At 63.7% G+C, this 25,217-nt stretch carries 11 protein-coding genes; 4 read left to right on the top strand and 7 right to left on the bottom strand.

Annotated features, from left to right (window positions below; translation table 11 throughout):
- Positions 1-40: 40 nt before the first annotated feature.
- Genes atuC through ACP7CZ_RS03865 form a run of 3 tightly spaced genes read right to left on the bottom strand, consistent with a single transcriptional unit; the run spans position 41 to position 4,322 of the window.
- Positions 41-1,654, bottom strand: coding sequence for a geranyl-CoA carboxylase subunit beta (atuC, locus tag ACP7CZ_RS03875; RefSeq protein WP_259038199.1), 1,614 nt, complete (start codon positions 1,652-1,654; stop codon positions 41-43).
- Between the two features lie 4 nt (positions 1,655-1,658).
- Positions 1,659-2,531 (bottom strand): SDR family oxidoreductase, encoded by an 873-nt coding sequence (locus tag ACP7CZ_RS03870; RefSeq protein WP_294167107.1) that lies wholly within the window; start codon positions 2,529-2,531, stop codon positions 1,659-1,661.
- A gap of 12 nt (positions 2,532-2,543) precedes the next feature.
- Positions 2,544-4,322 carry an acyclic terpene utilization AtuA family protein gene (locus ACP7CZ_RS03865; RefSeq protein WP_294167108.1) on the bottom strand — a complete coding sequence of 593 codons (1,779 nt, stop codon included), beginning with the start codon at positions 4,320-4,322 and terminating at the stop codon, positions 2,544-2,546.
- Between the two features lie 153 nt (positions 4,323-4,475).
- Here ACP7CZ_RS03865 and ACP7CZ_RS03860 point away from each other — a divergent pair, with 153 nt between their 5' ends.
- Positions 4,476-5,099: a TetR/AcrR family transcriptional regulator gene (locus tag ACP7CZ_RS03860; RefSeq protein ID WP_034126813.1), complete on the top strand. Its 624-nt coding sequence runs from the start codon at positions 4,476-4,478 to the stop codon at positions 5,097-5,099.
- Between the two features lie 92 nt (positions 5,100-5,191).
- Positions 5,192-5,980: a substrate-binding periplasmic protein gene (locus tag ACP7CZ_RS03855; RefSeq protein ID WP_054920425.1), complete on the top strand. Its 789-nt coding sequence runs from the start codon at positions 5,192-5,194 to the stop codon at positions 5,978-5,980.
- Positions 5,981-6,531: 551 nt separating this feature from the next.
- Here ACP7CZ_RS03855 and ACP7CZ_RS03850 read toward each other — a convergent pair.
- The gene (locus ACP7CZ_RS03850; RefSeq protein WP_032904207.1) at positions 6,532-7,083 is read right to left on the bottom strand and encodes an RNA polymerase factor sigma-70; all 552 of its coding nucleotides are present in this window, start codon (positions 7,081-7,083) and stop codon (positions 6,532-6,534) included.
- A 301-nt stretch (positions 7,084-7,384) separates the two neighbouring features.
- Between ACP7CZ_RS03850 and ACP7CZ_RS03845 the strand changes: the two genes are divergently transcribed.
- Together ACP7CZ_RS03845 and ACP7CZ_RS03840 are read left to right on the top strand one after the other, a co-directional pair.
- Positions 7,385-8,137, top strand: a complete 753-nt coding sequence (locus tag ACP7CZ_RS03845; RefSeq protein ID WP_294167109.1) for a thioesterase II family protein — start codon at positions 7,385-7,387, stop codon at positions 8,135-8,137.
- 51 nt (positions 8,138-8,188) lie between these two features.
- Entirely contained in the window at positions 8,189-21,085 is a 12,897-nt protein-coding gene (locus ACP7CZ_RS03840) for a non-ribosomal peptide synthetase (protein ID WP_426173730.1), read from the top strand.
- 777 nt (positions 21,086-21,862) lie between these two features.
- On the opposite strand, the gene dsbG is transcribed toward ACP7CZ_RS03840, so the two are convergent.
- Genes dsbG through dsbD form a run of 3 tightly spaced genes read right to left on the bottom strand, consistent with a single transcriptional unit; the run spans position 21,863 to position 25,172 of the window.
- The gene (dsbG, locus tag ACP7CZ_RS03835) at positions 21,863-22,624 is read right to left on the bottom strand and encodes a thiol:disulfide interchange protein DsbG (RefSeq protein ID WP_020302229.1); all 762 of its coding nucleotides are present in this window, start codon (positions 22,622-22,624) and stop codon (positions 21,863-21,865) included.
- Positions 22,600-23,445: a TlpA disulfide reductase family protein gene (locus ACP7CZ_RS03830; RefSeq protein ID WP_034126122.1), complete on the bottom strand. Its 846-nt coding sequence runs from the start codon at positions 23,443-23,445 to the stop codon at positions 22,600-22,602. The genes dsbG and ACP7CZ_RS03830 overlap by 25 nt, the downstream gene beginning before the upstream one ends.
- A complete protein-coding gene (dsbD, locus tag ACP7CZ_RS03825; protein WP_034126123.1) occupies positions 23,445-25,172 on the bottom strand; it encodes a protein-disulfide reductase DsbD in 1,728 nt (575 codons plus the stop codon). The genes ACP7CZ_RS03830 and dsbD overlap by 1 nt, the downstream gene beginning before the upstream one ends.
- Positions 25,173-25,217: the final 45 nt, after the last annotated feature.

The following is a 25,217-nucleotide window of genomic DNA, read 5'->3' as shown; positions in this document are numbered from 1 at the left end:
AGCGTCCTGGTTTGCATTCCCACGCGGAGCGTGGGAACGATCAGCGCGCCACGCCAAAGCTGTTCGGTTGCAGTTGCCGCAGTTCGGCTTCGTGACAGATATCCAGCACAAACCCGAGCAAGGTGCGGGTATCCCGTGGATCAATCAGCCCGTCGTCCCACAGGTTGGCGCTGCCGTAGAGGGCGGTGGACTGGCTGTCGAGCTTCTGCGCGGTGACCTGTTCGAGCATGTCGAGCACTTTGGGGTCGGGCACCAGGCCGTCCTTGAGTTGCTTGGCCTCGGTGACAATGCGCAGCACCTTGCCCGCTTGTGCGCCGCCCATCACCGCGGTGCGGCTGTTGGGCCAGGCGAAGATAAAGCGCGGGTCCAGGCCGCGGCCGCACATGGCGTAGTTGCCGGCACCGTAGGAACCCCCGACCACGATGGTGAGTTTAGGCACGCGGGCATTGGCCACCGCCTGGATCATCTTCGCGCCGTGCTTGATCACCCCTTGCTGTTCCGACTCGGTGCCCACCATGAAGCCGGTGGTGTTATGCAAGAACAGCAGCGGCGTACGGCTCTGGTCGCACAGCTGGATAAACTGCGCGGCCTTGCTCGCGCCCTTTGGGGTGATGGGACCGTTATTGCCGATCACTCCCACGGCGCGCCCCTGGATATGCAGATGGGCGCAGACGGTGTGGGGGTCGAACTCGCCCTTGAATTCCAGCAGGTTGGAACCGTCGGCCAGGCGCGCCAGGATTTCGCGCACGTCATAGGGCTTTTTCGGGTCATCGGGGATCAGCCCCAACAGCTCTTCAATCGGGTACAGCGGTTCGCGATAGGCGCGGGGTGGCGCGTGCGGCAAGCGGTCATTCCAGGGCAGCAGGCCCACAATTTCACGCACGATGCGCACGCCGTCGGCATCGTCTTGGGCCAGGTACTCAGCGGTGCCTGCGGTTTGCGCGTGCATCTGCGCACCCCCCAGTTCTTCATCGGTGGCGACTTCGCCGGTGGCGGCCTTGAGCAACGGTGGCCCGGCGAGGAACAGCTTGGCCTTGCCGCGCACCACCACCACGTAATCCGAGAGGCCCGGCTGATACGCACCGCCGGCCGTGGCCGAGCCGTGCACCACGGTGATCTGCGGCAAGCCCATGGCGGACATGCGTGCCTGGTTGGCAAAGCTGCGCGCGCCTTCGACGAAAATCTCGGCTGCGTAGTTGAGGTTGGCGCCGCCGCTTTCGGCGAGGGTCACCACTGGCAGTTTGTTCTCCATGGCGATCTGTTGCAGGCGCAGGGATTTTTTCAGCCCGGAGGGGGAAATGGTGCCGCCTTTGATCGCGCTGTTGTTGGCCACCACCAGCATGCGCACGCCGCTGACATAGCCGATACCAGCGATCAGCCCGCCACCGGCGGCGCTACCGTCCTTGTCGTCGTGGAGTTTGTAGCCGGCCAGACTGGCCAGCTCCAGGAAAGGCGCGCCGGGGTCCAGCAGCAGGTTGAGGCGCTCACGGGGCAGCAATTGGCCGCGCTTGTCGAACTTGGGCTTGGCTTCCTGGGCCTTGGCCAGCAGGGTGTGTTCCAGTTGGCGTAGCTGGGCAATGGACGCCAGCATGGCTTCGCGGTTTTGCGCGAACGCTGGGCTGTTAGGGTCGATCGTGGTTTCAATGACTGGCATGGCGTTATTGCTCCGCCTTGAGCACATCCGGCAGGTAGGCGCGGTGGAACCCGTTGAATGGCTCGCTCTGCGCCTGCGCCTTGTGCAGCGGCCATGCGCGGCTGCCCAGGCTGGCGGCGCCGTCGATGCGCAGGGTGCTACCGCTGATAAAGGCCGCAGCCGGGCTGAGCAGGAAGACGATGGCCGCGCTGACTTCCGACTCGGTGCCGATGCGCTTGAGCGGTACATGCTCACGCAGGGTGGGAATCACCGCCTTGAACGCGCCTTCGTAGGTGTCCATGCCGCTGGAGGCAATCCAGCCAGGCGCCACGGCGTTGACGCGCACCCCGGCATAGCCCCACTCAAACGCGGCGGTCTTGGTGAAGTTGTCCATCCCGGAGCGCGCCGCGCCGGAGTGGCCCATGCCGGGCATGCCGCCCCACATGTCGGCGAGCATGTTGACGATCGCGCCACCGTGCTTGCTCATCGACTGGTTGAACACTTCCCGCGCCATCAGGAAACCGCCCACCAGATTGGTGCGCAGTACGGTTTCAAAGCCCTTCTGATTGATCGCCGCCAGTGGCGACGGGTATTGGCCGCCCGCGTTATTCACCAGGCCATGGATGGGGCCGTGGTCGTGCAGGATCTGCGTGACCAGCGCTTTCACCGCCTCTTCCTCACGAATGTCACAGGCATGCCAATGGGCGACGCCGCCATCTTCAGCAATTTCCGCCGCGACCTTCTGCAGTTTTTCTGGCTTGCGCCCCACCAGGATCACGCAGGCACCAAGGGCCGCCAGCTCATGGGCGGTGCAGCGGCCAATGCCACTGCCGCCTCCGGTGACAATCACGGTTTGCCCCTTGAACAGGTCGGCTTTGAAGATCGAGTCGAAGGCCACGGCAACGGTCCTTTAGGTGAGTTGATCGGCAATGTGTTGCGGTACGGCGATGGGGATTTCCAGCAGTTGCTGGGCGAAGGCCTTGCCCTGGGGATCGATGCGCAGGCTGGCGATACCGCCGCCGCCCAGGGCGTTTTCCAGCAGGAAGTTGAGGCTGTGGCTGCCGGGCAAGTACCAGCGTTCGACGCGGCCATGGATCGGGTCGAGCACGTGGTCCATCCAGTCGACGATCACCTCCGGGGTCAGGGCTTCGGCGATCCACGGCAGGTAGTCGGGGTGGCGGGCGATCACGCCAATATTGCTGTGGTTGCCCTTGTCACCAGAGCGCGCCACGGCGAGTTTCACCAGCGGCACACTGGCATCGGCACGGCCCTCCGGCTTGGCCGGCTCGATGGGCACAGCCGGCGTGAGCAGAGGCGCGGAGGCGGGCAGCTCGACGGCATGACGTTGGCCTTGGTACTCGATGGCGACGCTACACCGTGATTTGTCGACCAGGAACGAAAACAGCCGAATCAGCGGATACACCGTCGGCCGCCCGCCAACAATGCCGGTCAGCCCCGGTGCCATGCCGGTGGCCGCCTGGGCGATCTCGCGAGCGAACAGCACCAGCGCCTGCTTGTTCGGATGCCGCACCGCCAGCTTCATCACCACTTCACGGCAATCCGCACGCCGGGCGTGGGCGCCGTAGGTGGCTTCGCTGCCAAGCAGTTCGATGTTGACGTCGGTGTAGGGCGCCCAGCCGCGCTGGCTGAACAGCTCCGAAGTCTTGTTGATGAGCGCCTGGCTGACCCGCTCGGCCTTGGCCACCGCGTCGATGCCGGCGAGCAGGCAACTGGCGGTGCAGCGAAAGCCATCGGGGTAAGTGGCGCTGACCTTGTACTGGTCGGTGGGTGGCAGGCCCTTGGCGCCGTGCAGGCGCACCGCGTGTTTGCCTTGTTGCTGCAGTTTGACCTGGCTGAAATCGCAGATCACGTCCGGCAGCACATAGGCGCGCGGGTCACCGATTTCATACAGCAGTTGTTCGGCCACGCTGAGTTCGCTGATCAGCCCGCCGCTGCCTTCGACCTTGTTGACGGTGAACTGGCCGTCGGCGCTGACTTCGACGATAGGGAAGCCGATGTGTTCGTAGTCGGGCACGTCACGCCAGTCGGTGAAGTTACCGCCGGTGCATTGGGCGCCGCATTCGATGATATGCCCGGCCAGGGCGGCCTGGGCCAGGTGATCGTAGTCCTGCCATGACCAATTGAATTCATGCACCAGTGCCGCGCTGACCACTGCGCTGTCGACCACCCGGCCGGTGATGACAATATCGGCGCCGAGCCCCAATGCCTGGGCAATGCCCGGTGCGCCGAGGTAGGCGTTGGCGGACACGCACAGGGGCGGCAGCGGGGCGCCGTTGTACAGGTCGGTGACAGGCGGCAGCTGTTTGAGTTGAGGATGCAGGTCATCGCCGAGCAACACGGCGATTTTCAGGGGGATGTGGGCGTTATCGCAGGCTGCTTGCAGGGCGGCGGCGCAGGCCTGGGGGTTGATACCGCCGGCATTGCTGATCACCCGGATGCCCTGGCGCTGGATATCCGCCAGCAGGGGCGTAAGCACCTCGACAAAATCCGTGGCGTAACCGGCCTTGGGGTCTTTCAGGCGGGCACCGGCGAGGATCGACATGGTGACTTCCGCCAGGTAATCGAACACCAGGTAATCCAAGGCACCGCCCTGCACCAATTGGGCGGCGGCGGTGCAGGTGTCGCCCCAGAAGGCGCTGGCGCAGCCGATACGTACCGTCTTGCTCATGAGAAATCCTTCCTCCAAGGGCTGGTGACGAGACTACCAAGCAAGCGCTTGGTTTGTAAACTCCAGTCACAAGTTTTACCCAAGCGCTTGCTTGGGTGGCAGTCACGGCCTAAATTGCCGGCCAAGACGACAGTAGACGTGAAGGAGAGCAGCATGGATGAGCACAAAGCCCTGGGGGTGATGCGCACCATGGTCGATGGTGGCCAATTGACCGACCCCGAGAGCGCCCGCGGCAAGTTGCTGCAAACCGCAGCTCATCTGTTTCGCAACAAGGGGTTCGAGCGCACCACTGTGCGAGATCTGGCCAGCGCCGTGGGCATCCAGTCCGGCAGCATCTTTCATCACTTCAAGAGCAAGGATGAGATATTGCGTGCGGTGATGGAGGAAACCATCCATTACAACACCGCGATGATGCGCGCTTCACTGGAGGAGGCGAGCACGGTGCGCGAACGCGTGCTGGCGCTGATCCGCTGCGAGTTGCAGTCGATCATGGGTGGCAGTGGCGAGGCCATGGCGGTGCTGGTCTACGAATGGCGCTCGCTGTCGGCCGAAGGCCAGGCGCACGTGCTGGCCCTGCGTGACGTGTATGAGCAGATCTGGTTGCAGGTACTGGGCGAGGCCAAGGCCGCTGGCTACATCCGGGGCGATGTGTTTATTACCCGGCGCTTCCTCACCGGGGCCTTATCCTGGACCACCACCTGGTTTCGTGCCCAAGGCAGCCTGACCCTTGAGGAGTTGGCCGAAGAGGCCTTGTTGATGGTGCTGAAGTCGGACTGAGGCGCAAGTTATTAATTTGCTGGCGAAAGTTGTCTCCCCCAGTAAAAACGCCTAGCTTATCGGCATTGAACTCTTCAACGGTGTGTGCCTCGATGTTTTCGCCATGGCGGCTGGCTGCAGGACTTACTTTATGGGCACTGGGCACCGCCGCGTGGACGCAGGCCGGTGCCGCGCAGTTGGTGAGAATCGGCGCGGCGCATTTTCCGCCCTACACCGTACGCCCTGAACAAGGCGCCGACACCGGGTTGCTGCCGCAATTGGTCGAGGCGTTGAACGCTGCGCAAACCGATTACCAGTTCGTGGTGGTGCCTACCTCGATCCCCCGGCGTTTTCGTGACTTCGAGCAAGGCCGGGTCGACATGGCCATCTTCGAAAACCCGTCCTGGGGTTGGCAGAATATTGCCCATACCAGTGTTGATATGGGGCTGGAAGATGCGGAAATATTCGTTGCCCAGCGTCAACCCGGGCGCGACCAGAGCTACTTCGCCGACCTCACCGGTAAGCGCCTGGCGGTATTCAGCGGGTATCACTATGCCTTTGCCGACTTCAATCCCGATCCCAAGAACATGGCCGAGCGTTTCAACGCGACGTTGACCTATTCCCATGACAGTAATTTGCTGATGGTTGCTCGTGGGCGTGCGGATATTGCACTGGTTACCCGTTCGTACCTGAGTGATTTCATGGTGCGCAACGCAGACATGGCGGGGCAGTTTTTGGTGTCGGAGCGTATTGACCAGGTGTATCACCACTATGCGTTGTTGCGGCCCAAGGCACCGATCACTGGTCCGGCGTTTGCCGAACTGCTCAAGCGTCTGCGCGACAGTGGCCAGATGCTGAAGATTTTTGAGCCGTATCGTATTGATGTGACGCCGGTGCCCTGAGGTCTTAGTAAGTAAAATCCTTCGGGCTCGGGGGGGCAACTGTGGGAGCTGGCTTGACTGCGATGACGGCCTGAAAGCCGACACCTATCTACCTGACACCCCACAGTCAAAATGTGGAACCAGGCTTGCCTGCGGTGGCGGCCTGACAGTCAACACAGTTGGACCGTGTACATATCCATTCCTGCGGTAACGGCTACTTAGGGTTCCGCTTTTACAGCGGCTCACTTTTGAAAAGCGCAAAAGTAAGCAAAACGCTCTTGCCCCACCACTCGGCACCTCGCCTAGGCTCGGTGTGCCCGTAATCCGCCAGTGATTTGGGGGGCCGCCGCCACGCGCCATCCATGGCGCGGGGCGGCTAAACCGGCATCCCTGCCGGTTTACCCCCCAAATCCCTGTCGAATTCCGGCCAGCGTGGTTTAACGGGGCGCCTAAGATCAAAAGCCAGATCAAGATCACAAGCAGATCAAGATCACAAGCAGATCAAGATCAAGAGCGGCTCGCTTCGCATCGTAGTTTCCGTGGAGCCCTTACCCACATATGTCGGCGCTGCATTAAACCCGCCGCGCAAACGTATCGCTATGACTGCCCGACACCTTGCGGCAATGCACCAGCGCGTCGCGAATCATGAAGTTCACCAGCGTCGGCGACACCCCAAGCTCCTTGGCGATGTCTTTTTGCGGCACGCCATGCAAGCGGTACATCTCGAACGCGTAGCGGGTGCGCTGGGGCAGTTGCGTCAGGGCGTCGGCGATGTTTTCCAGGGTGTTGAAATTGATGTGCGAGGTTTCCGGTGAAGCGCCGTGAATAACCACATTCAAGCCTTCCTCTTCGGTCCCGGAGTATTTGAGCTCCAGGGCCTGCTTGCGGTAATGATCGATCGCCAGGTTGCGCACGATCTGAAACAGATAACTCAGTTGGGCCTTGAACGATGAGGTGATGGTCGGCGCCGACTGCAGCCGGAAGTAGGCGTCCTGCACCACGTCTTCGGCGCGGGAGCGGCACCCGGTGATACGGGCCGCGATCTTCACCAAAATCAGTCGATTGTCGACGAACGCCTGGAGAAGGGGTGAATCGCACCTGCCTGTGGATACTTGTTCCGTCATGGAAATCACCTTGCTGCGAATAGGTTAGGGGAGGGCATCCCTGCTGAGGCCTCCTACATATCGGGCAACAAATTATGCTTAATGATAATGATTGTCAAATGAGAAGACGAACTAATCTTATGCCTTGGGCAAAGGTGTGAACCACGTCTCGCTCGCCCCCGGCGACTAATTATTTGAAGGCTCCGTCCGTTCTCATGGGTGACAGGTTCGTTAGTACAACGGCCAAGGATCAGCACCCGCAGGAGGACCAGATGGGTTTTTATCGTGCATTCAGCGTGTTTCAGTTCGGAGTCCTCGCGGGATGAGTACGTCCCTGCGGCTGCGCCTGTTTTGCCTGCCCCACTCAGGCGCCAGCGCCTCGGTCTACGCTCGCTGGCGCCGGGTCCTGCCGGACTGGCTGCAAGTGTGCCCGCTGGAATTGCCGGGACGCGGCATGCGCATGGACGAGCCATTGCAGCGCGATATCAAGGCCTTGGCCGCGCAGCTTGCTGAAGAAATCAGCCGTGATCTGGATGGCCCCTATGCCTTGTTCGGCCACAGCCTTGGCGGGTTGTTGGCGTTTGAATTGGCTCACGCTCTGAACGCGCGCAATCTGCCCGCGCCCCTGGCGTTGTTCGCGTCCGGCACGGCGGGCCCGGCGCGTCGTGATGTGAGCGAGTACGCCGTCGAAAAGACCGATGCCCAACTGATTGCCCGACTGCGCGAATTGCAGGGCACCGCCGAAGAAGCCCTGGCCAACCCCGAGCTGATGCAACTGATGTTGCCGATCCTGCGCGCCGATTTTCTGCTGTGCGGCAGTTTCACCTATGGCGAGCGCCAGCCCCTGGCGCTGCCGATCCATGTGTTCGGTGGCAAGCAAGACAGCGTGCGTGCCGACCAGTTGCTCGACTGGCAACTCGACGCCGCCAGTGGGTTTTCCCTGGACATGTTTGACGGCCATCACTTCTTCCTCGTGCAGCACGAAAGCGCCGTGCTGCGCTGCGTGCGTCGCTATGCCGACGAGCACCTGGGGCGCTGGCGCATTGGCGCGGCGCGCCAGCTCGTCGCCGGCTGAACCCCACCGACTTCCCGAATTTCCCGTAAGCCGATTTCAGGCAGGAACCCCATGATGGACGCCTTCGAACTCCCCCGCACCCTGGTCCAGTCCCTTCAACAGCGTGCTGCGCAGACGCCGGACCAGGTGGCGTTGCGCTTCCTCGCCGAGAGCGCCGAGCACAGTGTGGTGCTCAGTTATCGCGACCTCGACCAACGCGCCCGCACCATCGCCGCTGCCTTGCAAGCCAACGCTGGCCTGGGCGAGCGTGCGGTGTTGCTGTTCCCGAGTGGCCCGGACTATGTGGCGGCGTTCTTTGGTTGCCTGTACGCCGGGGTGATCGCGGTGCCGGCGTATCCACCGGAATCCACGCGCCGTCATCACCAGGAGCGCCTGCTGTCGATCATCAGCGATGCCGAGCCGCGGCTGCTGTTGACCATTGCCAGCCTCAGCGAGGGCCTGGCGCAGATTGAAAACGCGCCCAAGGTGTTGAGCGTCGACACCCTGGAGGCGCAGCAGGCCGACCAGTGGGTCGAGCCCGACCTCAAGGCGGACGACATCGCGTTCCTGCAATACACCTCCGGCTCCACCGCATTGCCCAAGGGCGTGCAAGTCAGCCACGGCAACCTGGTGGCCAACGAAGTGCTGATCCGCCGTGGTTTTGGCATCGACCTCAACCCCGATGACGTGATCGTCAGCTGGTTGCCGCTGTACCACGACATGGGCCTGATCGGCGGCCTGCTGCAACCGATCTTCAGCGGCGTGCCCTGCGTGTTGATGTCGCCGGCCTACTTCCTTGGCCGACCTTTGCGCTGGCTGGAGGCGATCAGCGAATACGGCGGTACCATCAGCGGTGGCCCGGACTTCGCCTACCGCCTGTGCAGCGAACGGGTCAGTGAGTCGGCCCTGGAGCGCCTGGATTTGAGCCGCTGGCGCGTGGCCTATTCGGGTTCCGAACCGATCCGCCTCGACACCTTGGAACGCTTTGCGGAAAAATTCGCGGCCTGTGGTTTCACCCCGAATAATTTCTTCGCCTCCTACGGCCTGGCTGAAGCCACCCTGTTTGTCGCCGGCGGTACCCGTGGCCGTGGCATTCCCGCCCTGCGCCTGGACGAACAGGCGCTGGCCGCCAACCGTGCCGAACCGGGGCAGGGCCCTGCGATCATGAGTTGCGGCACCAGCCAGCCGGACCACGCCGTGCTGATCGCCGACCCGCACACCCTCACCGAGCTGCCCGACCAGTGCGTCGGCGAACTCTGGGCCACGGGCCCGAGCATCGCCCACGGCTACTGGCGCAACCCGCAAGCCAGCGCCAAGACCTTCGTCCAGCATGCTGGCCGCACCTGGTTGCGCACCGGTGACCTGGGTTTTATCCGCGACGGTGAGGTGTACATCACCGGGCGCCTGAAAGACCTGCTGATCGTGCGCGGCCATAACCTCTACCCCCAAGACATCGAACAGACCATCGAGCGCGAAGTGGAAGTGGTGCGCAAGGGCCGGGTCGCCGCGTTTGCGGTCAATGACCAGGGCCTGGAAGGCATCGGCATCGCCGCGGAAATCAGCCGCAGCGTGCAGAAAATCCTGCCGCCCGAAGCGCTGATCAAGGCGATCCGCCAAGCCGTGGCCGAGGCCTGCCAGCAAGCCCCGAGCGTGGTGGTGCTGCTCAACCCAGGCGCTTTGCCGAAGACCTCCAGCGGCAAAGTGCAGCGTGCCGCCTGTGCGATTCGGCATGCCGATGGCAGCCTCGACAGCTACGCGCAGTTCCCCGGGCAGCCGGGGCAGGCGAGCGAAGTGGCGCTGGAATCGGACCTGCAACAGCAGATCGCGGCGATCTGGTGCGAACAACTGCAACTGGCTCATGTGGCGGGCGACGATCACTTTTTCCTGCTGGGGGGCAACTCCATCACCGCGACCCAAGTGGTCGCCCGCCTGCGCGAAAGCCTGGGGCTGGAGCTGAACCTGCGCCTGTTGTTCGAAGCGCCGACCCTCGCCGCCTTCGCCACGGCCGTCGCGCAGCTGCAACAGGATGGCGGTGTTGCCCAAGGCGCAATCCACGTGCTGTCACGTCAAGAAGACTTGCCCCAATCCCTGGCACAGAACCGCCTGTGGATCACCTGGCAATTGGACCCTCACAGCAGCGCCTACACCATTCCAGGCGCCTTGCACCTGCGCGGCGAGCTGGATGAAGACGCACTGCGCCAGAGCTTCCAGCAACTGATCCAGCGTCACGAAGCCCTGCGCACGCGCTTCTACGAGCGCGACGGCCAGGCGTTTCAGCGTGTCGAGGCTACGGCGGATTTCGAACTGTCGATCATCGACCTCAGCGACCTGCCCAACACCGAGCGCGAAGCCCGTGCGCAAGAGGTTCGCGAAGACCAGGCGCGCAGCCCGTTCGACCTGGAAACAGGCCCGTTGCTGCGGGTCACCCTGGTGCGCCTGGACGACGAAGAGCACCAATTGCTGGTGACCTTGCACCACATCATTGCCGACGGTTGGTCGCTGAATATCCTGATCGACGAGTTCTCGCGCCTGTACGCCGCTGCCGCCCAAGGCCAGTCCCTGGAGTTGCCGCCGCTGGCCTTGCAATACGCCGACTACGGCAGCTGGCAGCGCCAATGGCTGGCCGAAGGCGAGGGCCAGCGACAGCTGACGTACTGGAAAGCGCAGTTGGGTGACGAGCATCCGGCCCTGAACCTGGCCACCGATCACCCGCGTGCCGCCCAGCATCGGCACAGCGCCTCGCGCCATAGCCAGCGCCTGGATGCGCGCCTCAGTGCGGCGATCCGCCAGACCGCCCAGGCTCATGACTCAACACCGTTCATGCTGCTGCTGGCGACGTTCCAGACCTTGCTCTATCGCTACAGCGGCCAGCGCGACATCCGTATCGGCGTGCCCAATGCCAACCGCCCACGCCATGAAACCCAGGGCCTGATCGGCTTCTTTATCAACACCCTGGTGCTGCGCGCCGAGCTGGACGGGCGCCTGCCGTTCAACCAGCTGTTGGCCGCCACCCGCGAGACCACATTGGCCGCCCAGGCCCATCAGGACCTGCCCTTCGAACAACTGCTGGAAGCCTTCCCCCAGGCCCGCGAGCAGGGCCTGTTCCAGGTCATGTTCAACCACCAGCAGCGCGACCTCAGTGCCTTGCGCCGCCTGCCGGGCCTGCTGGCCGATGAGTTGCCCTGGCACAGCCGCGAAGCCAAGTTCGACCTGCAACTGCACAGCGAAGAAGACCGCAATGGGCGCTTGAGCCTGTCGTTCGACTACGCCGACGAGCTGTTCGATTGCGCGACCATCCAGCGTCTGGCCGAGCACTTCATCCATCTACTTCACGCTGTGTGCGCGCAACCACAACACGCCATCGGCGATCTGCCGTTGATGCAGGCTGACGAACAGCAACCCTGGAGCGAGGCCCCCTGCGCGCCGGCCCGGCACTGGCTGCCCGAGCTGCTCAACCAACAGACGTCGGACGCCACCGCATTGGTCTGGCAGGACGGCAGCCTGACATTCGCCCAATTGCACACCCAGGCCAACCGCCTGGCCCATTACCTGCGCGACAAAGGCGTCGGCCCGGACGTGTGCGTGGCCATCGCCGCCGAGCGTTCGCCGCAACTGCTGATCGGCCTGCTCGCCATCATCAAGGCCGGTGGCGCCTACGTGCCGCTGGACCCGGATTACCCCGCCGAACGCCTGGCCTACATGCTCAAGGACAGCGGCGTGCAACTGCTGCTCACCCAGACCGCGTTGCTGCCCCAACTGCCCAGCGCCGAAGGCGTGTGCGTGATTGCCATGGACAGCCTGCACCTCGACAGCTGGCCGACCCAGGCGCCAGGCTTGCACCTGCATGGCGCTAACCTCGCCTACGTGATCTACACCTCCGGTTCCACCGGCCAACCCAAAGGCGTGGGCAACACCCACGGCGCCCTGGCCGAGCGTTTGCAGTGGATGCAGGCCACCTATCAACTGAACGAAACCGATGTGCTGATGCAAAAGGCGCCGATCAGTTTCGACGTGTCGGTGTGGGAATGCTTCTGGCCATTGATTGCCGGCTGCCGCCTGGTATTGGCCGGGCCGGGCGAACATCGCGACCCGCACCGCATCGCGCAGCTTGTGCAGGAGCATGGGGTGACCACGCTGCACTTCGTGCCGCCGCTGTTGCAGCTGTTTATCGACGAGCCGCTGGTGGCCGAATGCACCAGCCTGCGTCGCCTGTTCTCCGGCGGCGAAGCCTTGCCCGCCGAGCTGCGTAACCGCGTACTGGCGCGCTTGCCAGCGGTGCAATTGCACAACCGCTATGGCCCGACCGAAACCGCGATCAACGTCACCCACTGGCAGTGCGCAGCCTCGGATGGCGAGCGCTCGCCGATTGGCCGGCCGTTGGGCAATGTGATCTGCCGCGTACTGGACGAGCAGCTCAACCCGTTGCCGGCCGGTGTGCCGGGCGAACTGTGCATCGGCGGTATCGGCCTGGCGCGGGGTTACCTGGGCCGTGCCGGGCTGACGGCCGAACGTTTTGTCGCCGACCCGCTGGGCGCGGCGGGCACCCGCTTGTATCGCACCGGTGACCGTGCGCGCTGGAACGCCGATGGCGTGCTCGAATACCTCGGGCGCCTCGATCAGCAGGTCAAACTGCGGGGGTTCCGGGTGGAGCCGGAAGAAATCGAAGCGCGCCTGCTGGCCCAGGTAGGCATTGCCCAGGCCGTGGTGCTGGTGCGTGATGCACAGTTGATCGGCTACTACACCGCCGACACCGAACTGGATGAGCAAAGGGTCAAAACTGCCCTGGCCGCCGAGTTGCCGGAGTACATGGTGCCCGCGCTGCTGATGCGCCTGGACGCCATGCCCCTGAGCCCCAGCGGCAAGCTCGACCGGCGTGCCTTGCCAGAGCCGGTATGGCAAACCCGCGAACACGTCGAACCGCACACACCTTTGCAACTGCAAATCGCCGCGATCTGGCGCGAGGTGCTTGGCCTGCCACGCATCGGCCTGCGCGATGACTTTTTCGCACTCGGCGGGCACTCGTTGCTGGCCACGCAAATCATCTCCCGCACCCGCCAGGCCTGTGACGTCGAACTGCCCCTGCGCACCCTGTTCGAAGCCAGCGAGCTGGGCGATTTTGCCCAGCAGGTCGGGCTGATCCAGGCGGCGGGCCAGCGCAACCAACAGACTGCCATCGCCAAAGTCGACCGCAGCCAGCCGGTCCCCTTGTCCTATTCCCAGCAGCGCATGTGGTTCCTCTGGCAGATGGAACCGGACAGCCCGGCCTACAACGTCGGCGGCATGGCGCGCCTGCGCGGGGTACTGGATGTAGGGCGTTTCGAGGCCGCCTTGCAGGCCTTGATCATGCGTCACGAAACCCTGCGCACCACTTTCCCAAGTGTCGATGGTGTGGCCTGTCAAAAGGTCTCGGCGCAAACCAATGTGCGCATGGACTGGCAGGATTTCTCCGCGCTGAATGAGCCGCAGCGCCAGCAGCGTTTGCAGCAACTGGCCGATGTCGAGGCGCACACGCCGTTCAACCTGGAAACCGGGCCGCTTTTGCGCGCCTGCCTGGTCAAGGCCGGCGAGCAGGAACATTACCTGGTGCTGACCCTGCACCATATCGTCACCGAAGGCTGGGCCATGGACATCTTTGCCCGTGAACTCAGCGCCTTGTATGAAGCCTTTATCGACGAGCGCGACTCACCGCTGCCAGCGTTGCCGGTGCAGTACCTCGACTACAGCGTATGGCAACGCCAGTGGATGGAAGCCGGTGAGCGCCAGCGTCAGCTGGACTACTGGACCGCCCAACTGGGCAACGAACACCCGTTGCTGGAATTGCCCGGCGACCGTCCGCGGCCACCGGTGCAAAGCCATCGGGGCGAGCTGTACCGGTTTGATTTGAGCGATGAGCTGGCCGCCCGCGTGCGAGCCTTCAACGCCCAGCACGGCCTCACGCTGTTCATGACCATGACCGCGACCCTGGCGGTGTTGCTCTACCGCTACAGCGGCCAGACCGACCTGCGCATCGGCGCGCCAGTGGCCAACCGTATCCGCCCGGAAAGCGAAGGCTTGATTGGCGCGTTCCTCAATACCCAGGTGCTGCGTTGCCAGCTCACTGGGCAGATGCGGGTCAGCGAGCTGTTCGAGCAGGTGCGCCATACCGTGATCGAGGGCCAGTCCCATCAGGACCTGCCGTTCGACCATCTGGTGGAAGCCCTGCAACCGCCGCGCAGCGCGGCGTACAACCCGTTGTTCCAGGTGATGTGCAACGTGCAGCGCTGGGAGTTCCAGCAAAGCCGCCAACTGGCTGGCATGACCGTGGAGTACCTGGCCAACGATGCGCGGGCGACCAAGTTCGACCTCAACCTGGAAGTCACCGACCTCGACCATCGCCTGGGTTGCTGCCTGACCTACAGCACCGACCTGTTCGACGAGCCGCGTATTGCGCGTATGGCCGAGCATTGGCGCAACCTGCTTGAAGCGTTGGTCGCCGATCCTGGCCAGCGCCTGAGCGAATTGCCGTTGCTGAGCGCAGATGAACAACGCGCCTTGCAAGACAGCCTGGGGGTGGAGAAGGGCGAGCATCGCCTCGACCAGTGCATCCATCAACTGTTCAGCCAGCAGGCCAGCCAGCGGCCGGAGGCCCCGGCGCTGACCTTTGCCGGTGTGACCCTCTCGTATGCGCAACTGGATGAGCGCGCCAACCGCCTGGCCTGGATGCTGCGCGAGCGTGGCGTGGGCCCGCAGATGCGCGTGGGCCTGGCGCTGCCGCGTTCGCTGGAAATGGTCGTCGGTTTGCTGGCGATCCTCAAGGCCGGCGGTGCCTATGTGCCGTTGGACCCGGAATACCCGCTGGACCGCCTGCATTACATGATCGAAGACAGTGACATCGGCCTGCTGCTCAGTGATGCGGCGCTGTTCGAAGCTCTTGGTGAGTTGCCGGCGACGGTGGCGTGCTGGTGCCTGGAGGATGACTCGCCGGTGCTGGCGAATTACCCCGCCGAAGCGCTGCCGTTCGTGAGTCTGGCGCAACACCAGGCGTACCTCATCTATACCTCGGGTTCCACGGGCAAGCCCAAAGGCGTGGTGGTGTCCCACGGTGAGATCGCCATGCATTGCCAGGCGGTGATCGAGCGCTTTGATATGCGCCCGGATGACTGCGAGCTGCACTTTTACTCGATCAACTTCGATGCTGCCACCGAGCGTTTGCTGGTGCCGCTGCTGTGCGGGGCGCGGGTGGTATTGCGCGCCCAGGGCCAGTGGGATGCGGAGGAAATCTGCGCGCTGATCCGTACCCATCGCATCAATGTGCTCGGTTTCACCCCGAGCTACGGCAGCCAGTTGGCGCAGTGGCTGGCGACTCAGCAACAGACGCTGCCGGTGCGCATGTGTATCACCGGTGGCGAAGCCTTGACCGGCGAACACCTGCAACGCATCCGTGCGGCGTTTACGCCCCAGCTGTTCTTCAACGCCTACGGCCCCACCGAAACCGTGGTGATGCCCCTGGCCAGCCTGGCGCCCGAGCAGTTGGAGGAGGGCGCTGGCAGCGTGCCGATCGGCAGCATCGTCGGCGAGCGCGTGGCTTACATTCTCGACGCCGACCTGGCGCTGGTGCCCCAGGGCGCCAGCGGCGAGCTGTACATCGGCGGCGCCGGCCTGGCCCAGGGTTATCATCAGCGGCCGGGGATGACGGCGGAGCGCTTTGTCGCAGACCCGTTTGCTGGCAAGGGCGGGCGCCTGTACCGCACCGGCGACCTGGTACGCCAACGCGCCGATGGCCTGGTGGAGTACCTGGGGCGCATCGACCATCAGGTGAAGATCCGCGGTTTTCGCATCGAGCTGGGCGAAATCGAAACGCGCTTGCTCGAACATGACGCTGTGCGCGAAGCGGTGGTGCTGGCACTGGATGCGCCGAGCGGCAAGCAATTGGTGGCGTACCTGGTCAGCGATGCCGAGCACGCCGCCTTGCGCGACGCGTTGAAGGCGCACCTCAAGGCGCAACTACCGGACTACATGGTGCCCGCGCATCTGATCGTGCTGCAGAGCATGCCGCTGACCGCCAACGGCAAGCTCGACCGCCGCGCCTTGCCTGAGCCGGACCCAGAGGCCAATCGCCAAGCCTACGTGGCGCCGCGCAGCGAGCTGGAACACAGCCTGGCCGCCATCTGGTGCGCGGTGCTGAACGTGGAGCAAGTGGGCCTCGACGATAACTTCTTTGAACTGGGCGGCGACTCGATCCTGTCGATCCAGGTGGTGAGCCGGGCGCGCCAGGCCGGCATTCATTTCAGCCCCCGTGACCTGTTCCAGCACCAGACCGTACAGAGCCTGGCTGCCGTGGCGACTCGCTCGGAGCTCATCATCGCCGAGCAAGGGCTGCTGACCGGCCCCTCGGGCCTCACGCCGATTCAGCACTGGTTCTTCGACACCGATATCCCGGCGCGCCAGCACTGGAACCAGGCATTGGTGCTCAAGCCACTGCAACTGCTCGATGCCCATCGCCTGGAGCAAGCGCTGCTGGCGGTGCTGGAACACCACGACGCGCTGCGCTTGAGCTTTACCCCGCGCGATGCGCAATGGCATGCCGAACACCTGGGCGTGCCGGAAGGCGGCGTGCTGCTGCAGGCGCAGGTGCGTGACATGCAGGCGTGCACGGCGTTGTTCACCGACACTCAGCGCAGCCTCGACCTGGCACAGGGGCCGCTGCTGCGCGCCTTGCTGGTGGACGGGCCGCAAGGCCAGCAGCGCTTGCTGATCGCCATCCATCACCTGGTGGTGGACGGCGTGTCGTGGCGCGTCCTGCTGGAAGACCTGCAAAATGTTTATCGCCAACTCAGTGAAGGCCAGTCCGTCAGCCTGCCGGCCAAAACCAGCGCGCTGCGTGATTGGGCTGCACGTTTGCAAGCCTATGCCCACAGTGAGTCACTGCGCGAAGAGCTGAGCCTGTGGCAAGCGCAACTAGCTGGCCCCACCGTGGCCTTGCCAGTACAGCGTCCCCAAGGCGCACGGCGCAATAGCGATGCCGAAACGGTTAGCGTGCGCCTGGATGCCGAGCGCACCTGGCAGTTGCTGCAACAGGCGCCGAGTGCCTATCGCACCCAGGTCAACGACCTGTTGCTGACCGCCCTGGCCCGCGTACTGTGCCGCTGGAGCGGGCAGGCCTCGGCACTGATCCAACTGGAAGGCCATGGCCGCGAAACCTTGTTCGATGATATCGACCTGACCCGCAGCGTGGGCTGGTTCACCAGTGCCTATCCGTTGCGTCTGACGCCGCAGGCCGAGCAGGGCGACTCGATCAAGGCAATCAAGGAGCAACTGCGTGGCGTGCCCCATAAAGGTTTGGGGTATGGCGTGCTGCGTTACCTGGCCGATGACCTGTGCAAGCAGAGCATGGCCGCATTGCCGAGCGCGCAGGTCACCTTCAACTACCTTGGCCAGTTCGACCAGAGCTTTGGCACTGACGCGCTGTTCCATCCGCTGGAGGAATCCGCCGGCCTGGCCCATGACCCGGATGCGCCATTGCCCAATGAACTGAGCATCGACAGCCAGGTCTACGGCGGCGAGCTGGTGCTACGCTGGACGTTCAGCCGTGAGCGGCATGATCAGCAGGTAATTCGCGATCTGGCCGAAGCTTACCTGGCCGAATTGCACAGCCTTATCGCCCATTGCCTGCAGGACGATGCCGGTGGCCTCACGCCGTCCGACTTCCCCCTGGCGCGCCTGACCCAGGTGCAACTGGACGCCTTGCCGGTATCGGCCAGCGCCATCGAAGACGTCTACCCGCTGACTCCGATGCAGGAGGGCTTGCTGCTGCACACCCTGCTGGAGCCCGGCACCGGCCTGTATTACATGCAGGACCGCTACCGCATCAACAGCGCCCTGGACCCGGAGCGTTTTGCCCAGGCCTGGCAAGCGGTGATCGCCCGCCACGAAGCCTTGCGCGCCTCGTTCTGCTGGAACGTCGGCGAAGACATGCTGCAAGTGATCCACAAGCCCGGCAGTACGCCGATCGAGTACCTAGACTGGAGCGCCGACCCGCAGGATGAGCACGAGCCGCGTCTGCAAGCCTTGCTCAAGGCCGAGCGCGAAGCCGGTTTTGACCTGCTCAACCAGGCGCCTTTCCACTTGCGCCTGATTCGCGTGGGCGAGGCGCGCTACTGGTTCATGATGAGCAACCACCACATCCTGATCGATGCCTGGTGCCGTTCGCTGCTGATGAATGACTTCTTCGATATCTACACAGCCCTGGGCGAAGGCCGCGATGCGCAACTGGCGACGCCGCCGCGCTATCGCGACTACATTGCCTGGCTGCAACGCCAGAACCTCAACGAGGCGCGCCAGTGGTGGCAGCAAAACTTGCAAGGCTTCGAGCGCGCCACGCCGATCCCGAGTGACCGCCCGTTCCTGCGCGAACACGCCGGTGGCAGTGGCGGCATGGTGGTGGGCGACTGCTACACCCGCCTGGATGCCCGCGACGGTGCGCAACTGCGCGAACTGGCCCAGGCGCATCAGCTCACCGTCAACACCTTCGCCCAGGCGGCGTGGGCCTTGGTGCTGCGGCGTTTGAGTGGCGATCGCGACGTGCTGTTCGGCGTCACCGTGGCCGGGCGCCCGGTGGACATGCCCGAGATGCAACGCACCGTGGGGCTGTTTATCAACAGTATCGCGCTGCGGGTGAAACTGCCCGAGGACGGCCAGACGTGCAGCGTGCGCCAGTGGTTGAGCGCCTTGCTCGACAGCAATATGCAACTGCGCGAGTACGAATACCTTCCGTTGGTGACGATCCAGGAACACAGCGAATTGCCCAAAGGCCAGCCGCTGTTCGACAGCCTGTTTGTGTTTGAGAACGCGCCAGTGGAAGTCTCGGTGCTGGACCGTGCACAAAGCCTGAACGCCACCTCGGATTCCGGGCGTACCCACACCAACTTCCCGCTGACGGCGGTGTGCTACCCCGGCGATGACCTCGGTTTGCACCTGTCCTACGACCAGCGTTATTTCGACGAAAGCACCGTGCAAGGCATGCTCGCTGAGTTCAAGCGCCTGTTGCTGGCGCTGGTGCAGGGCTTCCATGGCGACATGGCCGAGCTGGCGCTGATTGGCGAGCAGGAACGTGAATTCCTGGTGGCGGGCTGTAACCAGAGTGAGCAAGCCTATCCGCTGGAGACGAGCTACATCGAGCTGTTCGAGGCCCAGGTGGCAGAGCATCCGCAGCGCATCGCCGCCAGTTGCCTGGACCAGCAATGGAGCTACGACGAACTGAACCGCCGCAGTAACGGCCTGGGCCACGCGTTGATTGCGGCCGGTGTGGGCCTGGACCAACCGGTGGCGTTGCTGGCTGAACGTGGGTTGGACTTGCTCGGCATGATCATCGGCAGCTTCAAGGCCGGTGCCGGTTACCTGCCGCTGGACCCAGGGCTGCCCGGCCCGCGCCTGAGCCGCATCATCGACATGAGCCGCACGCCGCTGCTGGTGTGCACCGAGGCGTGCCGCGAGCAGGCCGTCGAGTTGCTGCAAGGGGTTGATTGCCAACTGCTGGTGTGGGAGGAAGTGCCCGCCCGTGGCGAAAACCCCGGTGTCTACAGCGGCCCGGACAATCTTGCCTACGTGATCTACACCTCGGGTTCCACCGGCTTGCCCAAGGGCGTGATGGTCGAACAGCGTGGCATGCTCAATAACCAGTTGAGCAAGGTGCCGTACCTGAACCTGAGCGATGCCGATGTGATTGCCCAGACCGCGTCGCAAAGCTTCGATATTTCTGTGTGGCAGTTCCTCGCCGCGCCGCTGTTTGGCGCACGGGTGGACATTGTGCCCAATACCATCGCCCATGATCCGCAAGGGTTGCTGGCCCATGTTCAAGCACAGGGCATCACCGTGCTGGAGAGTGTGCCGTCGCTGATCCAGGGCATGCTGGCCCAGGAGCGTATCAGCCTCGAGGGCCTGCGCTGGATGTTGCCGACCGGGGAGGCCATGCCACCTGAGCTGGCCCATCAGTGGCTGCTGCGTTACCCGCAGATTGGCCTGGTGAATGCTTACGGCCCGGCGGAATGCTCCGATGATGTGGCGTTCTTCCGCGTCGATCTGGCGTCGACCCGTGGCACTTACCTGCCGATTGGTACGCCGACCGACAACAACCGCTTGTACCTGCTGGACGGCGCTTTAGAGCTGGTGCCTCAAGGGGCGGTGGGCGAGTTGTGCGTCGCCGGCACCGGTGTCGGTCGTGGCTATGTCAGCGATCCGCTGCGCACCGCCCAGGTGTTTGTACCCAACCCCTTTGGCGCGCCTGGTGAGCGCCTCTACCGTACCGGCGACCTGGCACGGCGTCGCAGCGATGGGGTGCTGGAGTATGTCGGGCGTATCGACCACCAGGTGAAGATTCGCGGCTACCGCATCGAACTGGGTGAAATCGAAGCGCGCCTGCATGAACAACCCCTCGTGCGCGACGCGGCGGTGGGTGTGCAAGAGGGGGCCAATGGCAAACATCTGGTCGGCTACCTGGTGGCCGCCGATGCCACACTCGACCCGAGCGAGCAGTTGGAGCGCATCAAGCAACGCCTGCGTGCCGAACTGCCGGAATACATGGTGCCACTGCATTGGCTATGGCTTGACCGCCTGCCCCTGAATGCCAACGGCAAGCTCGACCGCAAGGCCCTGCCGGCCCTGGAGATCGGCCAGTTGCACAATCAGGACTATGTGGCGCCGTGCACTGAACTGGAAACCACGTTGGCGGGTATCTGGGCCGAGGTGCTGAAGGTCGAGCGGGTCGGGGTGCAGGACAACTTCTTCGAACTGGGCGGGCACTCGCTGCTGGCCACGCAGATTGCCTCGCGGGTGCAGAAGACACTGCAACGCGATGTGCCGTTGCGGGCGATGTTCGAGTGCAGCACCGTGGCGGAGTTGGCCGAGTATATCGAGGGGGTGGCAGGCAATGAGATCAGTGCCGAGAAGGTGGATCGGTTGAGTGATTTGATGGCGGAGTTGGAAGGGCTTTGATCTTCGTTGTCTGTCAGGGCCTCATTGCAGCATAGGTATTTACACAACTTCGGCGCGACGCTGGACCTGTGGCGAGGGAGCTTGCTCCCGTGACGGCCTGGCAGCCGACACAGATATAACTGATGCCCCGCGATCCAAATGTGGGAGCTGGCTTGCCTGCGATGGCGGCCTGACAGCCGACGCAGTTATACCGAGTACATATCCATTCCTGCGGTAACGGCCACTTAGGGTTCCGCTTTTACAGCGGCTCACTTTTGAAAAGCGCAAAAGTAAGCAAAACGCTCTTGCCCCACCACTCGGCACCTCGCTTAGGCTCGGTGTGCCCGAACACAGGCTTGAATCCGTGGGCCGCCGCCACGCGCCATACATGGCGCGGGGCGGCTAACCCGGCGTCCTGCCGGGTTACCCACGAATTCAAGCCTGCGTCCGGCCAGCGTGGTTTAACGGGGCGCCTGAGGTCAAGATCAAAAGCAGATCAAGAGCGACTCGCTTCGCATCGTGGTTACCGTCTGCTGTTACAACCCACAAAGTTGTGTAGATACCTATGCTCATCGCAGGCAAGCCAGCTCGCACATTGGATCGCGGGGCATCAGTTATATCTGTGTCGGCTGCCAGGCCGTCACGGGAGCAAGCTCCCTCGCCACAGATTTAGCGTCGTGCCTAAGTTGTGTAGATACCTATGCTCATCGCAGGTAAGCCAGTTCCTACATTTTGAGTTGTGAATACATTCAAATGTGGGAGCTGGCTTGCCTGCGATGGCGCCCGCGAGGGCGGCGCTTATTTTGGCCCGAGAATTTTCACTAACTTATCCGGCGAAGGCGCCCCTTGCTGCTGCTGCAACCCACCCTTGTCATCCAGATAGAAGATCGCCGGCGTCGCCGACAACTCCAGTTCATCCATCAGCTTCATATTGGCATCAAGCTTGGCCTCGACCTCGGCCGGGATCTTTTCCAGCGCCTTGAGCTTGCTGCCCTTGCCGGCGGCTTCGTGTTCTTGCAGGGCTTTTTGCGGGTCTTTGGCGGCGAGCAGGGCGGCGGATTTGCCTGGGCTGTCTTCGCGGATGATGCCGACCATGATGTGGCGCAACTGCACCTTGCCGGCCTTCACCCACGGGCGGGCCTGTTCCCAGAACATGTTGCAGTACGGGCAGTTGGGGTCGCTGAACAGGTAGACGGTGCGCGGGGCGTTTTTATCGCCGTCCTGGATCCAGCTGCTGTTTTCCATCTTGGCCCAGACTTCCTTGGCCATCGGCGCGTACACCAGTTTTTCCAGGGGCGCGGTGCTCAGGTCATTGCCTTGGGCGTCGTACAGGTTGCCCGCGATCACGTGCTTGCCGTCGGCGGTCAGGTACAGGGCCATGCCACGGTTCTGGTACTGGGCGGCGTAGCCGGTGAGGCCGCTGGGGGCATCGAATTTGCCGATGATCTTGGCACCTTTGGCTTCGATCTGTTTGATCGGGGCCGGCAGGTCTTCGGCCTGGGCCAGCGTAGCGGCTAGCGTCAAAGGCAGCAGGGTCAGCAGGTGGCGGAGGCGAGGCATGTCGGTTTCCTTGTCGTGGTGTTGTCGAAGGGTTCCATGGCACGGGCCAGGCTGGCTTCGGAGAGTTCGCCCAGGTGGCTGTTGATCAGGCGCCCATCGGCTTGGTAGAACAACGTAGTCGGCAAGGCCATGGAACCCACGGCCTGGCCGAGGCGGCCGCTGGCGTCGAACAGCACGTTGTCGAGGTTCAGGCCCTGGGTGGCCAGGTAAGTGCTGACGCTTTGCATGCTTTCGGCCTGGTTGACGAACAGGAAGGTCACATCGGGGCGCATGCGCTGGGCGTTTTCCAGCACCGGCATTTCGCGTCGGCACGGCGGGCACCAGGTGGCCCAGAGGTTGATCACCAACGGGCCGCCTTGATAATCCGCCAGTTGCACCACCTCGCCATTGGCATTGCGCAGGGTGATATCCGGCAGGCGCGTGCCTTTTTCGTACAGACTGAGGGACAGGCTGGTCATGCCCCAGAACACCAGGCCGGTGATCACCCCGGCGCTGAGCGGCTTGCGCAGGGCAGGGCGACGCCAGCCGTAGACCAGCGCGCCGAGGATCAGCGCGATGATCCCGGGCCAGGCGAGAAAGCCGCCGTCACGCAGGTCGACCATCTCCACCCAGTCGTGGCTGTAATAACTCCAGTACATCAGCACAAAGCTGACGCGGGCGGCGAGCAGGCCCAGCAGAAACAGGCTGAACAGCACCGACTCCGGGTTTTCGCCGCCGCGCTTGGCCACGCGCCAGCCCACCAGGGTGGCGAGAATCAGCGCGCTGATCAGCAGCAGGTGATTCAGGGCGATGGCGAAGGTGCCGATGGTGAGGGTCAGCATCAGAGAGCGTCCCGCGTCTGGGTCCAGCGTTGCAGGAAGGCGGCGGCGTCTACTTCGCCGGTGATGCGTTGGGCGCGGCGTTCTTCACCGTCCGGGCCGATCCACACGAAGCTCGGTGGCCCTGGCACTTTGTAGCGGCCCAGCAGCTCGCGGCTGGCGGCGTTGTCGGCGGTGACGTCCAGGCGTAACAGGCGCACGTCTTTGAGCGCGTCCATCACCTCGGGTTTGCCGAACACCTGTTTCTCCATGATCTTGCACGACACGCACCAGTCGGCGTAGTAGTCCAGCAGCACCCATTGGCCCTGGGCCTTGGCGCTGTCGAGCTGGCTTTGCAGCACGGCCGGGTCGTTGATCGTGGTGAAGGCATCGTGGGCGCTCGGTGCTCCGGCGACCTTTGAGCCGCTGTAGACCTTCAAGGGTTGCCACAGCTCATCGCTGCCACCGGCCGCCCCCACCACCAGCACCGCGCCCCACAGGCCCAGCACCAGGGAACCAGCGCCGAATACCTTGGCCGCCAGGCCGGACTCACGGGCCAGCGCCCAGCCACAGTACGCCATCACCAGCGCCAAGGCGCCCCACAGGCCGATCCACAGGCTGTCGCCGACCACCGGGCGAATCATCAGCACCGCGGTGCCCAGGAACAGGAAGCCGAAGATGCCCTTGAGCACGTTCATCCAGGTGCCCGGCTTGGGCAGGAAGCGATTGCCCACAGTCACCAGCAGCAACAGCGGGATGCCGATACCGATGCCCATGGCAAACAGGATCAGCCCCCCGTGCAGCGCATTGCCGCTCTGGGCGATGTACAGCAGGGCGCCAGCCAGGGGCGCGGTCATGCACGGCCCCACCAGCAGGCCGGACAACGCGCCGAGCACACCGGCACCTACCAGGCTGCCACCGCTTTGCTGGCGGCTGACGTTATCGAGGCGGTCGCGCAGGAAGGCGGGCAGTTGCAGTTCAAAGAAGCCGAACATCGGCAGGGCGAGCAGCACGAACAACGCCGCAAAGCTGCCGAGGATCCACGGGGTTTGCAGTAACGCCGCCAGGTTGGCGCCGAGCAACGCGGCCATCACCCCCAGGGCGGCATACACCAGCGCCATGCACACCACGTAGCTGCCGGCCAGGGCAAAGCCGCGACGCGGGCTGGCGCCGCTACCGACCACCAGGCCAGCGAGGATCGGCAGCATCGGCAACGAGCAGGGCGCAAACGCCAACAGCAGGCCCAGGCCGAAGAACACCAGCAAGCTCCACCCCAGGCTGCGCTGCTGCAGGCCGCTGGCCAGGCTTTGATCCTGGGCTTGCGCGGTCGCGGCGACGGCCGGGTTGCCGCCCAGGTCCACGGTGATCGACTGCGGCGGATAGCACAGGCCCGCATCGGCGCAGCCCTGCCAGCCGAGCTTGACCTGGCCAGTGGTTCCAGCGGGGATCTTCACTTCCAGGCCCTGGCGATACACCTGTTGTTCACCAAAGAACTCGTCGCTATGGGCTTCACCCTCGGGCAGCACGGGTTTTTCGGCCAGGCCGTCGAACTTCATGCGCTGCTGGTACAGGTAGTAACCGTCGGCAATCTGCCAAAACAGCTGGGTTTCGCCGCTTTCAAGACGTTCGGAGGTAAAGGCGAAGGCTTTGCCTACCGGGAGGAAGTCGGGTTTGGTTTCGAAGGGGCTGCCCGGCGCTGCCTGCGCGAATCCCGCGAACAACACCAGCAGAAAGGTAAACAGATGCCGCATGGTCAAGCCTTAGTTCGATGCAAGTGAGGCACACAATGTGTGGCG

Origin of the sequence: Pseudomonas sp. DWP2-2, from assembly GCF_049897065.1 — a bacterium.
GTDB lineage: Bacteria > Pseudomonadota > Gammaproteobacteria > Pseudomonadales > Pseudomonadaceae > Aquipseudomonas > Aquipseudomonas paracarnis.
The sequence above is the reverse complement of the archived record's forward strand: the minus strand, read 5'-3'. Positions and strand labels throughout refer to the sequence as shown.

Coding starts and splice junctions, on each gene's coding strand:
- atuC (WP_259038199.1), bottom strand. CDS start 1,654: ATGCCAGTCATTGAAACCACGATCGACCCTAACAGCCCAGCGTTCGCG.
- ACP7CZ_RS03865 (WP_294167108.1), bottom strand. CDS start 4,322: ATGAGCAAGACGGTACGTATCGGCTGCGCCAGCGCCTTCTGGGGCGAC.
- ACP7CZ_RS03860 (WP_034126813.1), top strand. CDS start 4,476: ATGGATGAGCACAAAGCCCTGGGGGTGATGCGCACCATGGTCGATGGT.
- ACP7CZ_RS03855 (WP_054920425.1), top strand. CDS start 5,192: ATGTTTTCGCCATGGCGGCTGGCTGCAGGACTTACTTTATGGGCACTG.
- ACP7CZ_RS03850 (WP_032904207.1), bottom strand. CDS start 7,083: ATGACGGAACAAGTATCCACAGGCAGGTGCGATTCACCCCTTCTCCAG.
- ACP7CZ_RS03845 (WP_294167109.1), top strand. CDS start 7,385: ATGAGTACGTCCCTGCGGCTGCGCCTGTTTTGCCTGCCCCACTCAGGC.
- ACP7CZ_RS03840 (WP_426173730.1), top strand. CDS start 8,189: ATGATGGACGCCTTCGAACTCCCCCGCACCCTGGTCCAGTCCCTTCAA.
- dsbG (WP_020302229.1), bottom strand. CDS start 22,624: ATGCCTCGCCTCCGCCACCTGCTGACCCTGCTGCCTTTGACGCTAGCC.
- ACP7CZ_RS03830 (WP_034126122.1), bottom strand. CDS start 23,445: ATGCTGACCCTCACCATCGGCACCTTCGCCATCGCCCTGAATCACCTG.
- dsbD (WP_034126123.1), bottom strand. CDS start 25,172: ATGCGGCATCTGTTTACCTTTCTGCTGGTGTTGTTCGCGGGATTCGCG.